The sequence below is a fragment of the Sphingobacterium sp. 2149 genome, from assembly GCF_031455655.1.
In the GTDB taxonomy this organism is placed as follows: Bacteria; Bacteroidota; Bacteroidia; order Sphingobacteriales; family Sphingobacteriaceae; genus Sphingobacterium.
In genome coordinates, this window is the sequence record NZ_JAVDTD010000017.1 from 85,549 (window position 1) to 100,942 (window position 15,394).

Sequence of the window (15,394 nt, forward strand, 5' to 3'; positions counted from 1 at the left end):
TGTTAGAGCCTAATTTAGCCAAAAGGTTTAATCATTGTTGTTAAAAAAAGCCTCAATTTTTTTGACGGCTAAATGATATGAAGCTTTAAGCGCCCCAACACTCGTTCCGAGCACTTCTGAAATCTCGTCATATTTCATGTCTTCAAAATATTTCATATTGAAAACCAATTTCTGTTTCTCGGGCAAGGTCAACAGTGCCTGTTGTAATTTCATTTGAGCCTTGTCGCCGCTAAAGTAATTGCCATCAGCAAGTGTTTCTGCCAAATAAGCAGTCGTGTCGTCATCCAACGACACGTTCTGCTTTTGTTTTTTCTTATTTAAGAAGGTGATACATTCATTTGTTGCAATGCGATAAAGCCAAGTATATAGTTGCGAGTCTTCTCGGAAGTTTCCAAGATTCTTCCATACTTTCACAAAGATATCCTGCACAACATCGTCCGCATCGTCATGATCGATGACCATTCTTCGCACATGCCAATAAATCTTCTGTTGATATTTCTTCAACAATAAACGGAAAGCTTCTTCTCGCGTACTCTCTTCAGCGAACTTTGCTATAATTAAAGCGTCATCCATATATTGACCTGCGTAGTATTGTTATTTTCTTTTGATTACTTTTTGAGCCGCTGCAACAATAGCTGCTGCATTCAAACCGTATTTCTCCATCAACTGAGCAGGAGTACCTGATTCCCCAAAACTATCATTGACAGCAACATACTCTTGCGGAGTAGGTAACTCTCTTGTTAGTACCTGAGCCACGCTATCACCTAAACCACCAAGACGATTATGCTCTTCTGCCGTTACTACACATTTCGTTTTGGCAACAGATTTCAAAATAGCCTCCTCATCCAAAGGTTTGATTGTATGGATATTGATAATCTCGGCGTTAATACCTAATTCTGCCAATTTTTCCCCAGCTTGTATAGCTTCCCACACTAAGTGACCCGTAGCAATAATGGAAACATCTGTTCCTTCATTTAATAACACCGCCTTACCAATAACAAATTCTTGATCAGCAGGGGTAAAGTTAGGAACAACAGGACGGCCGAAACGCAAATAAACTGGACCTTCATATTTAGCTACTGCAATAGTAGCCGCTTTTGTTTGATTAAAATCGCAAGGATTGATCACCGTCATTCCTGGTAGCATTTTCATCAAACCAATATCTTCTAAGATTTGGTGAGTTGCACCATCTTCACCCAATGTCAAACCCGCGTGCGATGCAGCAATTTTTACATTTTTGTCAGAGTATGCAATCGATTGGCGAATTTGATCGTAAACACGGCCAGTAGAGAAATTCGCGAACGTACCCGTGAATGGGATTTTACCGCCGATAGTCAACCCGGCTGCAATACCCATCATATTTGCTTCTGCAATACCGATTTGGAAAAAGCGCTCTGGAAACTCTTTAATAAAATCGTTCATTTTTAACGAACCGATCAAATCAGCACATAATGCAACCACATTTTCATTTTGCTTTCCCCCTTCCAATAAGCCCGCTCCGAATCCTGAACGTGTATCTTTTGACTCTGTATAAGTATATTTTTTCATTCTAGTAATCTCCTAAAGTTTCTGTAAGCTGATTCAACGCCGACGCCAATTGTTCGTCACTTGGAGCAACACCATGCCATTTGTGAGAGCCCATCATAAAATTAACACCACTGCCCATTTCGGTATGCATTAGGATGATGACAGGTTTACCCTTTCCTGTACGTGACTTGGCTTCTGCCAAACCAGCTACCACAGCGTTCATATCATTGCCTTTCGCAATTTCCATCACATCCCAGCCGAACGCTTCCCATTTTGCACGAAGATCACCAAGAGATAATACTTGATCCGTAGATCCGTCAATTTGCGCTTTGTTGTAGTCAACAGTAGCGATCAGATTGTCTATTTTGTTGTGTGGTGCATACATTGCAGCTTCCCAAACTTGGCCCTCCTGCAATTCACCATCACCCATTAATACATAAACTAGATTATTGTCTTTATTCAATTTTTTTGCCTGTGCGGCACCAATTGCAACAGATAATCCTTGGCCTAAAGATCCCGAAGCAATACGAATGCCCGGAAGGCCCTCGTGTGTTGTAGGGTGACCCTGAAGTCTGGAATTGATTTTTCTGAACGTTGCTAATTCGCTCACTTCAAAATATCCCGCATGTGCCAATGTACTATAAAATACAGGAGAGATGTGTCCATTTGACAGGAAGAATAGATCTTCTCCTTTTCCATCCATGTCAAAGGAAGGATTGCGTTTCATTGCATTGAAATAAAGCGCCACAAAGTAATCTGTACAACCTAACGAACCACCTGGGTGTCCTGATTGACAAGCGTGTACCATACGTACGATATCACGTCTTACCTGTGATGCAATTTGTTCTAGTTTGATAATATCTGCACTCATTTTTTTTGTTGGTTTCACAATTGGTCGTAAAGTTAACTATTTTTAAGCTAGATGCTTGTTAAAAAATGAATTTATATTGACTTATGCCCGAATATCAAGCCGCTTCAGAAGAAGGTTCGCAGGATAGCAATCAAAAAATGCTAGTGAAGCCGAGGAGTTTTGCCTACCTGACTAGTACTTTGATACGCTGGATATTTTCAGACCTTTTACATTACCGGACATAAAAAAAGGATTCAGCACTACTAATTGCCGAATCCTTTTTTATTATAAATGTGAAGCTGAGATTACATGGCTTCAGCAACAACTTCAGTCACTTCCGGGACCATGCGCTTCAACAATCCTTCAATGCCTGCTTTTAAAGTAATTGTCGATGATGGACAACCACTACAAGAGCCCTTTAGTTCAACCGTTACCACACCTTCATTAAATGATTTATAATGTATGGCACCCCCATCCTGTTCAACAGCAGGTCGTACATAATCGTGTAAAACTTGTTGTATCTTAACTTCAGTTTCGGTGCCCTCAAAATTCACTTCTGTGTCGTGGTGTACCGTTTTTACAGCAAGTTCAGACTCTACAGCCCCTTTTACAAAATCTTTCAACAAAGCTTCGATGTCTTCCCATTCCGCATCTTCCGTTTTGGTGATAGTTACGAAGTTACTCGCGAAAAATACACCATTTACAAAATTAAATTTGAACAATTCAAGTGCAAACGGTGAATCTTGTGCTGCTTCTTTATTTGGAAAATCCACACTACCGTTGATCAATAACTTATTGACCAAGAATTTCATGGTAGAAGGGTTGGGTGTAGATTCTGTATATACGTTAATCGTAGCCATGTATTATCTATTTTTTTATTCCAAGCAAATATATATCAAAAGGAGCTTTATTAAGGTCATTTATAAGTAAAAGCTTATAAAGTGACACCCGTATAGTTAGCAGGACTGATCGCTTTGAGTTCTGCTTTGACTTTATCGGAAACATGGAGCTGATCGACAAACGCTGCTATTGTCTCTTTCGTTACCCGCGTGTTTGTACGTGTAAGATCTTTCAGCGCTTCGTACGGTTTTGGATAGCCTTCTCTTCTTAATATGGTTTGTAATGCTTCGGCAACAACAGCCCAGTTATTTTCAAGGTCATCAGCCAATGCCTGTTCGTTTAAAATCAATTTACGTAAACCTCTTAATGTCGATTTAACGGCAATTAGCGTGTGCGCAAATGGAACACCAATATTACGTAAAACCGTCGAATCTGTTAAATCGCGCTGAAGACGTGAAATCGGTAATTTAGCGGAGAGATGCTCGAAAATAGCATTTGCAATGCCCAAATTTCCTTCTGCATTTTCAAAGTCAATTGGATTGACCTTATGGGGCATAGCGGATGAACCGATCTGTCCGGCAGTGATTTTTTGTTTAAAATAATCCATCGAAATATAAGTCCAGATATCGCGGCATAAGTCGATTAGGATATTATTTATGCGTTTTAAAGCATCACAGCTTGCCGCAAAGTTATCGTAATGTTCAATTTGCGTTGTGGTTTGTGAACGGTCTAAACCCAAGATATTGTTGACAAAATTATTTCCGAAATTGATCCAATTGGTTTTCGGATAAGCAACCTGATGCGCATTGAAATTACCTGTTGCACCGCCAAATTTGGCGGAATATGGAACTTGATTGAGTAGTTGTAACTGTCGCTCTATTCGTTCGATAAAAACATAGAACTCTTTGCCCAATCGAGTTGGAGACGCAGGCTGTCCATGTGTACGGGCCAACATCGGAATGCCTGACCATGACGTCGCTAATGATTTTAATTCATGAAGCAACTCGTCAATCGCTGGCGAGTAACTTTCTTTGATGGCTTCTTTCCAAGAAAGCGGAATAGCTGTATTATTGATATCTTGGGATGTTAAACCAAAATGAATGAATTCAAGGTAGTCCTGTAGCCCTAATTTTTCAAATTTATCTTTTAGAAAATATTCAACCGCTTTAACATCATGGTTCGTAACTTTCTCTGTGTCTTTGATCCAGATGGCATCTTCCTCAGAAAAATTTCTATAAATGTCACGCAATTTCTCATTTAGACTTTTGTCAAATTGTTGCAATTGGGCAATACCTGATTCACATAATGCAATAAAATATTCCACTTCCACGCGTACGCGATATTTTATTAAAGCAAATTCAGAAAAAAATGCTGAAAGTTCATGAGTGTTATTGTAATAGCGTCCGTCGATAGGAGTAACTGCTGTTAAAGATGATAAAGCCATAGATTGAATGATTTTTTGGCAAAGGTAAAAAAATGCTTGGAGCTTAGCAATTTAATTGGCGCAGATATAAAAAAAGCCTCCTTGGTGAAGGAAGCTTTTTTATAAGGTCTAAATTATATTTCAGAAAATTAGTGAGCAGCTTTAGTTGAATCAACTTTAGCCTCAGCTGAATCTACAGCAGTTTTTGCTGAATCCAATTGTGTGTTAGCTGAATCTAAAGCAACATTAGCTGAATCAGTAGCAGCGTCAGTTGTTTTACCAGTTTCACCACATGATGCGAAAGCTAATGTTAAAGCTAAACCTAAGAAACCGAATTTGAATGCGTTTTTCATTTTATTAAAATTAAATATTTTTAAATCTTGTTATTTAGGGGTTAATACCGATAAATTAAAAAGGTAACCCCAGATTTTTCTCTTTTTGAAAAAAGAAAGACCTTTTGTTAAAAAAGGCCTTCCAAAAGCTTTATTCAGTCCTAAATTATTTTTTAGTAGCAGCTGAATCAACTTTAGCAGCAGCAGAATCAACTTTAACAGCAGCTGAATCTACGTGGTTAGCAGCTGAATCCAAAGTGTTAGCAGCTGAATCAACTAAAGCAGAAGCTGAATCTGCAGCACCTTCAGATTTTTTCTCTGAATTGTTACAAGATGCGAAAGCTACAGTTAAAGCTAAACCTAAGAAACCGAATTTTAATGCGTTTTTCATTTTCTAATTTTCTAATTTAAATTGAAATAATTTTCTTTTTCATCTGTTAATACACGTAACTAAAAAAGGTAACCCAAAAAATATATTTTTTTTAAAAATTTATATAAAAGTTTGTTTATCAAAGTTTTATTTTTTTTAGCAAGACGTGTATCTTAGGCTTTCGACTGCGCTATCCTTTAGCGTTACAAGGGTTAAGTAAGGCAATCGCTAGGTGGATCTTGTCTATTTGTTGTGCATAAGTTGTGTGCCGCCTCTAACTCGACAAATGTATCGGTCCAACTGTTATTAAATAGCAAACAATTTTCGGTTATTTTTCTTATTTTGAGAAGTACGCACTTTAAAAAAAATACACATATGTTTGATAAAGTTAAGAATATAATGGATTTGGCAAAATCGATAGACTTTGCCAAATTGGAAGAAATAGCAAAAAAAGTGGATTTGGGAGCAGTTATGGATGCTGTATCAAAAATGGATGATAAACAGCTGCATGGTTTAATGAAAATGCTGAATTCCGGAAAGGAAAAGCGAGAATTGCCTCCTATTAATGGTGATTTCTATGCGATGGACAGTAAATTAAACGATACAGACCGCGCTTTACAATTGAAGGTGAGAGAATTTATGGAGACCGAAGTCAAACCAATAGTTAATAAATATTGGTTGAGAGATGAATTTCCTTTTGAAATCGTACCCAAACTGGCGGCTTTAAATATTTGTGGATATACATACAATGGGTATGGATGTATGGGCGGAAGTTCTTTGATGGAAGGAATTATAGCGGCTGAGATAGCACGTGTGGATGCTTCTGTAGCAACATTCTTTGGCGTACAGAGTGGTTTGGCAATGGGGTCAATCTATCTTTGCGGATCTGAAGAACAAAAGCAAGAGTGGTTGCCCAAGATGCAACAGATGCAGGTGATAGGTGCTTTTGGATTAACAGAACCTGAAGTGGGCTCGGGGGCTGCAGGCGGATTGACGACAACTTGTAAAAAAACAACCGATGGTTGGGTTTTGAATGGTCAGAAAAAATGGATCGGAAATTCTACTTTTTCCGATATTACAATTATATGGGCTAGGGATCTCGATGATGGAGAAGTCAAAGGTTTTATTGTAAGGAAGGATAACCCGGGTTTTTCTGTCGAAAAGATCAAGGATAAGATGGCGTTGCGTATTGTGCAGAATGGCCTCATTACTTTAAATCATTGTATCATTCCTGAAAGTGACCGTTTACAAAAGGCAGATTCCTTTAAAGATACAGGTAAGGTTCTTCAGATGACGCGGGCCGGGGTCGCCTGGATGGCTGTGGGCTGTGCTAGAGGAGCCTATGAAAATGCATTGGATTATACCCGAAAAAGGAAACAGTTTGGTAAGCCAATCGCCTCTTTTCAGCTTATTCAGAATCACCTGGTTGAAATGTTATCCAATTTGACCGCTATGCAAACGCTAGTCTTTAGGCTATCTGAACTTCAGGATAAAGGTGAGCTAAGAGATGAACATGCTTCGCTGGCAAAAGTGTTTTGTTCTTTGCGTACGAGAGATATTGTTTCCAAAGCCCGTGAAGTCATGGGGGGCAATGGCATTTTGTTAGAGTATAATGTCGCGCGATTTCTGGCGGATGCAGAAGCAATTTATTCCTATGAGGGTACAAAGGAGATTAATTCCCTCATTGTTGGTCGAAGTATAACTGGATTTAGTGCTTTCGTGTAGCTGCTTTCCGGCTAACTTTTCGTTTCTTGATGTCGAGAATTACTAAAAAGGACTTTGTTAAACAACAAAGCCCTTTTTAGCTGAATTAAACGCAAACTGAACTTGACTATTTGCGTTTAAACCGCATAATGGCGATATCGCCCATGATAAATGTTAGGGTATTCTCGCTGATACTGTACGTGTTCACCTTTTCTAAGGTAGAGAAAAAAGTTGCTTCGCCATTCCCTTCGCAAGCCATTTTTGTTGACATAATGGGGCCGAAATTAATACTATTTCCATTGGTTTTGAACGTCATATTATAGTTGTTACAGCTACTATTGCCATTTACCTTTCCGCTGACCGCGTCAAATATCATTGTTGGTTTACGGTCGGGATATAGACCCTCGAAAGCAATGCGTGCGCCCGATATATAATCAAGCTCCCAAGTTCCAGAAAGTTGCTGCTTATCGTCCTGGATCAACTTAAATTTTGCCAATGGAGCCATTTTAGCTTTGTTCAGGCTAAGAATACCATTGTTGACAGTGTAATTGTCTGCAGCGATCAAGTTTTTTGACAGCGCTTGTTCGATAGACATATCCGGACAGGCCATCATAGTTGACATTCCCTGAGCAAATTTAATTTTTCCATTTTTGGATAGTATTAAATCTCCTCCGATGCCATTGCAGCCCCCACTTGCACTGTAGCGTTTTTCCTCCAGTTGCAGGTAGGGCATTTTACCATTGATTTGATCCGCTACGGCCTGCCCATTGATTTCAATTAATTGCCACTTTTTTCCAACGACAGTTGATGTCGAACTGTTTTCACTTTGATCAGTCGACTTCTTGTTGACGACAGAACAACTACCAAGACCAATACTTAAGATGGCCAATATTGCGATGTTTTTAAAGTTCATATTTTAAATTTTAACCTATTAACATCCCTTTTAACGTTTGGTTTGGCAAAGTGCTACAAAAGTTTACAAACAAATAAGGCTTCCAATCTGGAAGCCTTATTTATCAATCGAATAAATGTTACTATTTATTTTTATTTTGTTGTGCCTGCTGTTGAGCACGCATCATTTCTTCCATTTTAGCCTGGAAGCTTGATTTTTTTTCTGCTTTTGGATTCTTTTTGTTCTCCTCCAATTTAGCTAATATTTTCTCATCATTCACCATGGTGCGGATTACCAATTGCGTCAAGAATGTAAATAAAGCACTCAAGAAGTAATAGTAGTTCAAACCAGCCGGGAAGCTGTTCAACACAAAGAAGAAAATCAACGGCATGATATAGCCCATGTATTTCATCTGACCTGTAGCGCCGGATGTAGCATTGTTATACCAAGTGGTCAACAACGTTGTTAACGTCATCAAGATACACATCAAAGAAATGTGGTTAAACGATCCAAAGATGGGAGCAAATGTGAATAATGTATCATAGGTTGACATGTCCTTCATAAACAAGAAACTCTGTCCTCTCAATTCAAACAAATTTGGGAAGAAATAGAAGAATGCAATTGTAAAAGGCATTTGTAATACGAGGGGAAGGCATCCACCAAGAGGATTGACACCGACCTGTTTGTACAATTTCATTTGCTCCTGTTGCATCAACATTTGGTTGTCTTCGCCGACTTTTGCTTTGATCTCGTCCAGCTGCGGTTTTAATACGCGCATTTTGGCCATAGAAACATAGGATTTGTAGGTCATTGGCGAAAGGATCAATTTCAACATCAGCGTCAATAAGAGTATCACGATACCGTAGCTCATATGGAAACCATCCAGGAAGTTGAATACCGGTACCGTAATCCATTGGTTGATCCAACGCATAGGGCCCCAGCCCATATTGATGATCGATTGATAATCATTACCCTCCGCTTTCAGCACATTGTATTGGTTCGGGCCAAAGAAGAAGTTCAACGAATAGCTATTGTCCTTATGGTTATCAAATGCTAATTCCGCGTTCGTATTGTAAAACTTGATGACATCCGTTTCAGTCGCATGTTTTACATCCACTTTAGCATTCACAAAACCATCTTTCGCGTTCAAGATACTAGAAAAGTAATGTTGCTTAAAAGCAATCCATTCCACTTTTTTCTCCAATGCTTCGTCAGCGTCTTTTGATTCTGAAAGATGATCTACCTTATTGTCTTCTTTATAGTAAAGGGTAGATTTTTGTCTTTCAGACTCTATATTTTGTTCCTTTTGTCTTAACGTGGTATTCCAGTTAAGGGTCAACGTTTTTTGACTTTGTGGAACTAAATTATGTATCCCTTTTGTATGGATGTCCAGCGCTACATTATAACCTTTGCCGGCAATAGAGTATATATATTCAATGTATTGGTCGGCATTGTAATTTAGTCTGAATTTTACCGATTGTTTTCCTTCACCAGAAACTTGGATATCCGAAGATTCTGTATTGAAGTACAAATCGTTTGTTGCCACGTTTTGACCCGCTGCATTAAACAGAAAACCAAATTTATTGTCCTCACCTTCAAAAAGCATCAACGGTTTTCCATTGAAATTCTTTTCACCTTTTAGTTCGACAGATTTAACTTTACCGCCTTTCGTGCTGATCTTGGCAATGATTTTTTCATTTTCAATCGTGATGACTTTCTCGGTTCCAAATTTCGTGGCACCAAAAGGCTTTTTCAGTTCCGCCGAATCAGCAATCACTGCTGTTTGTGCTGTTTTGGCTTTCGCGGTAGAGTCACTTTCAGCAGGAAGTCCTTTTTCTGTACGCGCTTTAGCCTCTTGTCGCGCTTGTTCTTGTTTGATTTCTGATTCTGAAGGCTTCATCAGGTAAAATGAACCAGTGATGATAGCAAACATCAGGACCAAACCAATTAGGGTATTTCTATCCATTTTTAATAATTAAACTTAATTAATTGTATCCTTCTATTACTACTTTGATTTCTTGTTGGCCAAAGCAGCGGCTACAAAGCTAACAAAAAGTGGGTGAGGATTTGCAACTGTTGACTTTAATTCTGGATGAAATTGTCCGGCAACGAAAAATGGATGGTTTTTCAGTTCCACAATTTCTACCAATCCAGTCTCTGGATTGAAGCCTGAAGCAATCATTCCGGCCGCTTCATATTGCTTCAAATAGTCGTTGTTAAATTCATAACGGTGACGGTGTCTTTCAGAAATTTTTGTTTTGCCATAGATTGCAAAGGCTTTAGTTCCTTTTTTAATTTCACAATCGTAAGCGCCCAAACGCATGGTACCACCCATATTGGTGATGTTTTTTTGCTCCTCCATCAGATTGATAACCGGATTAGTCGTGTTGGCATCCATCTCAAAACTGTTGGCATCTTTCAGTCCCAATACGTTTCTTCCGAATTCAATTACTGAACATTGCATACCTAAACAGATCCCAAAGAAAGGAATATTATTTTCACGAACATATTGGATAGCATTTAACTTACCATCCAAACCGCGTTCACCGAATCCCGGAGCAACCAACACGCCGTCCATTCCTTTTAGCTTTTCAGCAACATTTTCTTTTGTAGCACTTTCGGCAGCAATGTAACTCACTTTTACCTTACACTCATTTGTAGCACCTGCATGGATAAATCCTTCAGTAATGGATTTATACGCATCTGGAAGTTCAACATATTTCCCAATCAATGCAATATTAATTTCATTTGTCGGGTTTTTAAGCTTACCTAAAAAGTTTTTCCAGTTTTCCAGATCAGGCTCATTTTTGTTGGAAAGTTTCAGTTTTGTTAATGCCGTTTTATCCAAGTTCTCCTTCAGCATCAGTAAAGGCACATCATAAATTGTAGAAGCATCGATGGATTCGACTACTGCATTGATATTGACATTACAGAATTGTGCTAATTTTTTACGGATTTCCTGAGATAATTTATGTTCTGTACGACAAACAAGAATATCAGGTTGTACCCCATATTCCAATAATGTTTTAACAGAATGTTGAGTAGGTTTTGTTTTCAGCTCGCCAGCAGCAGCCAAATATGGAACCAAAGTCAAATGGATAACCAACGAATTATTGGCTCCCAATTCCCAACGGAGTTGTCTTACTGCTTCCACGAAGGGTAAAGACTCAATATCACCAACAGTTCCTCCTAATTCGGTGATCACAATATCATATTGACCAGACTCTCCCAGCAATTGCATTCTGCGTTTTATCTCATCTGTGATATGCGGAATTACTTGAACGGTTTTTCCTAAATATGCACCTTCACGTTCCTGTTGGATAACGTGTTGATAGATGCGGCCTGTTGTGACATTGTTTGCTTGTGAGGTAGGGACATTCAAGAAACGCTCGTAATGACCTAAGTCAAGGTCAGTTTCGGCACCATCTTCAGTCACATAACATTCACCATGTTCATATGGATTTAATGTTCCTGGATCAATGTTAATGTAAGGGTCAAATTTTTGAATGGTAACTTTATAGCCACGCGCTTGGAGAAGTTTAGCAAGGGAGGCAGCAATAATACCTTTCCCCAACGACGAAGTAACGCCGCCCGTAACAAAAATATATTTAGTCATAACAATTAAAGGATTTTCAATTTTATGTGGTCAAAATGACCAATAATAGTTGCTTTATGTACGGGATACAAAGGTAGCAATTATTATTAAAAATTAGCATTGAAGATTGCTCTAATAATTAAATTAAAAATAAATATTACCCCGGCTATCTATCGTTGTCTTTAATGTAGGCTTTGTTTTTGACTTGATTTCAACACGATAGAAATTATTACTATTTGAAAATATGATGTCATATTTTTTTCGCTCATTCAGAATTTCGGGATATAGTTTGCTCAATTCCAGAACAGACGTCGCATAGCGTTTTTTATCGTTTCTATAAATTTGTTGTAAATAAGAAATATTCCAGGCCATTTTTTCAAGAGATAAGAATTGCTCGTCGATAAATAGCTGATTTGAACTATCGATAAATTTGATATGCCCCCATCGTTCCGGATAGTGCATGTTAACAAGCCCAATAGGAGACCATACCCAGTTCTCCTCGGCAAGATTCTTTCCAGTATTGTCTTTTTTCTTGCTATAAGTTGTTCCCGTATTTTCATAAAGCCATTGAACTCGGGAGAAATTTATCTTCCAGATTTCATTGGCCTTAATCTGATCTCCTTCGCCAAAGTATTTCAGACTCTTAACCGGTATTTTCATTTCCACCGTCCAATATTCATCCTTATCTTTCGGGTTGTTGATTGTGCCTGCATGATAAACGGCGCTTTCAATATCTTTTGTGTCCCAATTTAGATTAGCCCTGCCGCCAAAGCGATACGGTTTAGTCATCAAAAGATCCATGACCGTATTTAAAGCATTTACTTCAATCTCTATATATTCCGGAGATAGTAAATTTGGCTTAAGAAAAACTTCAAAGTCATTGTCGTGATAAATGATGGTGTCCTTTTGTTTTAAATATCCTTTAATATGAGGCTCTTCAAGCTTAGCAAATAAGTATAGGTTTTCTTTGTCCCAAAGCATCTTGACTTTTGTGTCAAATATGGGATGAGGTTTTTGCAATCCCTCAATATCCTTAAATGAATCTGTCCATACGGCTTTAGACCACGAATCTTCATTGTCTTTTCCATCTATAGTAATAACATCAGTTATTGGCTGCACATAGTACACTTGAGGCTGCGGCTGTAGTTGAAGAAATTCATTCATATTCCGCTGTGCGAAAGCAAAGTTCGGATAGATAATAAAAATAAGGATAAAAGCGATAGTTCTCATCGATATATAGTTTAATTATTCGTGCCAAAAATAAAGTGAAGACAATACGGTATTAAAAGTAAGTAAAATGTTTTAGCGCGGCAAAAAGAGGGGACTATTTTAAACAGCAAGATATAATTATCCTAAATTTATTACAGAAGGAAGTTGGTAATATGGCTTGGGGGGTAAAAAGGAAATCTATAGTCCATAAAAAAAGGCTTTGAAATCATTCAAAGCCTTTTTTTATGCCGTGGTAGTCGTAATTAGATTCTTTTCGATTTAATACGAGCAGCTTTACCAGTAAGGCCGCGTAAATAGAATAATTTCGCGCGACGAACTTTACCGTAGCTGTTTACTACAATTTTTTCAATGTTTGGTGAGTTTACAGGGAAAATACGTTCAACACCTACACCGTTTGAGATTTTACGAACGGTAAAAGTAGCGTTAGCACCTTCGCTGTTTAATTGAATTACTACACCTTGGTACACCTGTACACGCTCTTTATTTCCTTCGCGAATTTTATAATGAACGCTGATGGTATCTCCAGCTTTAAAAGCGGGAATTTCATTCTTTACTACCGCTTGTTCTTCTACAAATTTTACTAAATCCATGATTTCGAGTAATTATTAACGATTTATATCCTGTAAAAATCGGAATGCAATATTACGACTTATTTTCTGAATATAAAAATACTTTTTTAAAAAACTATTGACTGATATTCAAATCGGATGCAAAGATATGAAAATGAATTGGATAATTTAAAGATATTTTGAATATTCCTTTGGCAGTTATTTAGGCGGGGTTTTCGACAAGGAAAGGCTAGAGAATATATTATTCCTGTAAAAATAGTATGCAATTAATCAGTTGGTTAGTGATTATTTTTTGGTTGACTGTTGACAAAGTCAAAAAATGATTAGATATTTGTGGCACACAAAACAAAGGTGATACCTTTTCGGGGTGTAGCGTAGCCCGGTATCGCGCCACATTTGGGATGTGGAGGTCGTAGGTTCGAATCCTGCCACCCCGACTTAAAGAGGGTGTCCGAAAAGTCGAGACACCCTTTTTTGTTGTGTTTTTTTCTCTAAAATAGGTATCTTAGAGTTGCAACAAAAAACCAACAATGGCTAAGGTAGTATTTAAACATCAGACAGGCAACACCCCTGAACTTTTTCCCATCAACATTTTTGATAAGATTGCTGATAGCCATCCGGTTAGACTGGTTGACATCGTGGTTAATTCACTGGATATAAGTAACATAATAAAACTGTATAAAGGTGGAGGTACATCGGCATACCATCCCCGTATGATGGTCAAGGTTCTGTTTTACAGCTATCTTTCCAATGTTTATTCCTGTCGCAAGATTGCCCGGGCTCTGACCGAGAACATCCATTTTATGTACATATCGGGCAATTCCACGCCGGATTTCCGAACGATAAACGATTTTCGAGGAAAGATCCTCAAAGACCACATCCACAAACTGTTTTCGGAAGTCGTAAAAATGCTGGTTGAAATGGGATACGTGAGCCTTGATGTGCAATACATCGACGGTACAAAGATAGAGGCGAAGTCCAACCGCTACACCTTTGTCTGGCGTGGTTCGGTAGAGAAATATAAGGAAAAACTGGAGGTAAAGATAAACACGATCCTCTCGGATATCGAAAGCAGTATACAGGCTGACAATCAAGATGTGAACAAAGAGGAACTGCCCAGAAAAATCAATTCGGATGAACTTCGCGAAAAGCTATCCGTATTGAACAAAAAGCTGAAAGATGCCACTAAAAGGCAATTGAAAGAACTTCAAAAACTTCAGGACGAACATCTTCCGAAGCTTTCCAAATACGAGGAAGATCTGGCAATCCTGGGCAAACGTAACTCCTACAGCAAAACAGATAAAGAGGCGACCTTTATGCGGTTAAAGGATGACCATATGCAGAATGGGCAGCTGAAACCAGCCTACAACACGCAGATTTCCACGGAGAACCAGTTTATTACCCACGTTTCCATCCACCAGAGTCCCGGCGATACGACAACGTTGGAATCTCATTTAGACAGTTTTGAACAATCGTATCAAAAACAGAGCAAAGAGATCGTGGCAGATGCGGGTTACGGCAGTGAAGAGAACTACGAGATGCTTGAGCAAAAAGAAGTTACGGCCTATGTGAAGTACAGTTATTTCCATAAAGAGCAGAAACGCAAAACAAAGAACAATCCATTTCTGGTGCAGAACCTGTTCTACAATGTCCAGGAAGACTTTTATGTCTGTCCGATGGGCCAGCGTATGGAAAATATCGGCACAGCAAAGCGAACATCAAGCAATGGCTATGAGTCGCAAGTTTCTCGTTACCAGGCAAAAAGATGTGAGGGCTGTCCACTACGAAGTTTATGTCATAAGGCAAAAGATAATCGGCAGATTGAAGTCAACCATCGGCTTAATGAATTGAAAAACAATGCCAAAGAGCTTTTGATGAGCGAAAAAGGCTTGGAACACAGAAGCAAACGGCCGATAGAGGTCGAGGCGGTATTCGGTCAGCTCAAAAGCAATAATAAGTTCAGCAGATTTACATTTACAGGAAAGGAAAAGGTAGAATTGGAATTCTTGTTGATGGCACTCGGCCATAATTTCAGAAAAATGGTGGCCTAATGGGGCTTTTT

The 15,394-nt window shown here is 38.6% G+C and carries 13 protein-coding genes, 1 tRNA gene and 1 pseudogene; 3 read left to right on the plus strand and 12 right to left on the minus strand.

What is annotated here, in order from left to right; translation table 11 throughout:
- Positions 1 to 27: 27 nt before the first annotated feature.
- The 7 genes from J2X77_RS21605 to J2X77_RS21635 all read right to left on the minus strand — a co-directional run bounded on the left by J2X77_RS21605 (position 28) and on the right by J2X77_RS21635 (position 5,363).
- The gene (locus tag J2X77_RS21605; RefSeq protein WP_209581501.1) at positions 28 to 573 is read right to left on the minus strand and encodes an RNA polymerase sigma factor; all 546 of its coding nucleotides are present in this window, start codon (positions 571 to 573) and stop codon (positions 28 to 30) included.
- Between the two features lie 21 nt (positions 574 to 594).
- Complete coding sequence (locus tag J2X77_RS21610; RefSeq protein WP_310082448.1) at positions 595 to 1,548, minus strand: transketolase C-terminal domain-containing protein; 954 nt, start codon at positions 1,546 to 1,548, stop codon at positions 595 to 597.
- 1 nt (position 1,549) lies between these two features.
- Positions 1,550 to 2,398, minus strand: coding sequence for a transketolase (locus J2X77_RS21615; protein ID WP_209581507.1), 849 nt, complete (start codon positions 2,396 to 2,398; stop codon positions 1,550 to 1,552).
- 284 nt (positions 2,399 to 2,682) lie between these two features.
- The gene (locus tag J2X77_RS21620) at positions 2,683 to 3,237 is read right to left on the minus strand and encodes a NifU family protein (protein WP_209581510.1); all 555 of its coding nucleotides are present in this window, start codon (positions 3,235 to 3,237) and stop codon (positions 2,683 to 2,685) included.
- Between the two features lie 74 nt (positions 3,238 to 3,311).
- Entirely contained in the window at positions 3,312 to 4,661 is a 1,350-nt protein-coding gene (gene purB / locus J2X77_RS21625) for an adenylosuccinate lyase (RefSeq protein WP_310082451.1), read from the minus strand.
- Positions 4,662 to 4,789: 128 nt separating this feature from the next.
- Entirely contained in the window at positions 4,790 to 4,993 is a 204-nt protein-coding gene (locus J2X77_RS21630) for a hypothetical protein (protein WP_293939694.1), read from the minus strand.
- Positions 4,994 to 5,138: 145 nt separating this feature from the next.
- Positions 5,139 to 5,363, minus strand: coding sequence for a hypothetical protein (locus J2X77_RS21635; protein ID WP_209581520.1), 225 nt, complete (start codon positions 5,361 to 5,363; stop codon positions 5,139 to 5,141).
- A 354-nt stretch (positions 5,364 to 5,717) separates the two neighbouring features.
- Here J2X77_RS21635 and J2X77_RS21640 point away from each other — a divergent pair, with 354 nt between their 5' ends.
- Entirely contained in the window at positions 5,718 to 7,067 is a 1,350-nt protein-coding gene (locus tag J2X77_RS21640) for an acyl-CoA dehydrogenase family protein (protein WP_293939692.1), read from the plus strand.
- Between the two features lie 106 nt (positions 7,068 to 7,173).
- On the opposite strand, the gene J2X77_RS21645 is transcribed toward J2X77_RS21640, so the two are convergent.
- The 5 genes from J2X77_RS21645 to rplS form a co-directional block, all read right to left on the minus strand.
- Positions 7,174 to 7,959, minus strand: a complete 786-nt coding sequence (locus J2X77_RS21645) for an META domain-containing protein (RefSeq protein WP_293939690.1) — start codon at positions 7,957 to 7,959, stop codon at positions 7,174 to 7,176.
- Positions 7,960 to 8,080: 121 nt separating this feature from the next.
- Positions 8,081 to 9,904: a membrane protein insertase YidC gene (gene yidC / locus J2X77_RS21650; RefSeq protein WP_293939688.1), complete on the minus strand. Its 1,824-nt coding sequence runs from the start codon at positions 9,902 to 9,904 to the stop codon at positions 8,081 to 8,083.
- A 39-nt stretch (positions 9,905 to 9,943) separates the two neighbouring features.
- Positions 9,944 to 11,554, minus strand: a complete 1,611-nt coding sequence (locus tag J2X77_RS21655; RefSeq protein ID WP_310082455.1) for a CTP synthase — start codon at positions 11,552 to 11,554, stop codon at positions 9,944 to 9,946.
- A 123-nt stretch (positions 11,555 to 11,677) separates the two neighbouring features.
- Complete coding sequence (locus tag J2X77_RS21660; RefSeq protein ID WP_310082457.1) at positions 11,678 to 12,763, minus strand: carbohydrate-binding family 9-like protein; 1,086 nt, start codon at positions 12,761 to 12,763, stop codon at positions 11,678 to 11,680.
- A 242-nt stretch (positions 12,764 to 13,005) separates the two neighbouring features.
- Positions 13,006 to 13,353 (minus strand): 50S ribosomal protein L19, encoded by a 348-nt coding sequence (gene rplS, locus J2X77_RS21665; protein ID WP_209581561.1) that lies wholly within the window; start codon positions 13,351 to 13,353, stop codon positions 13,006 to 13,008.
- A 342-nt stretch (positions 13,354 to 13,695) separates the two neighbouring features.
- On the opposite strand from rplS, the gene J2X77_RS21670 reads away from it, so the two are divergent.
- Both J2X77_RS21670 and J2X77_RS21675 read left to right on the plus strand, forming a co-directional pair.
- A tRNA-Pro gene (locus J2X77_RS21670) sits at positions 13,696 to 13,769 on the plus strand.
- 93 nt (positions 13,770 to 13,862) lie between these two features.
- Positions 13,863 to 15,374 (plus strand): annotated as a pseudogene (locus tag J2X77_RS21675) (IS1182 family transposase); the annotation flags it as partial.
- Positions 15,375 to 15,394: the final 20 nt, after the last annotated feature.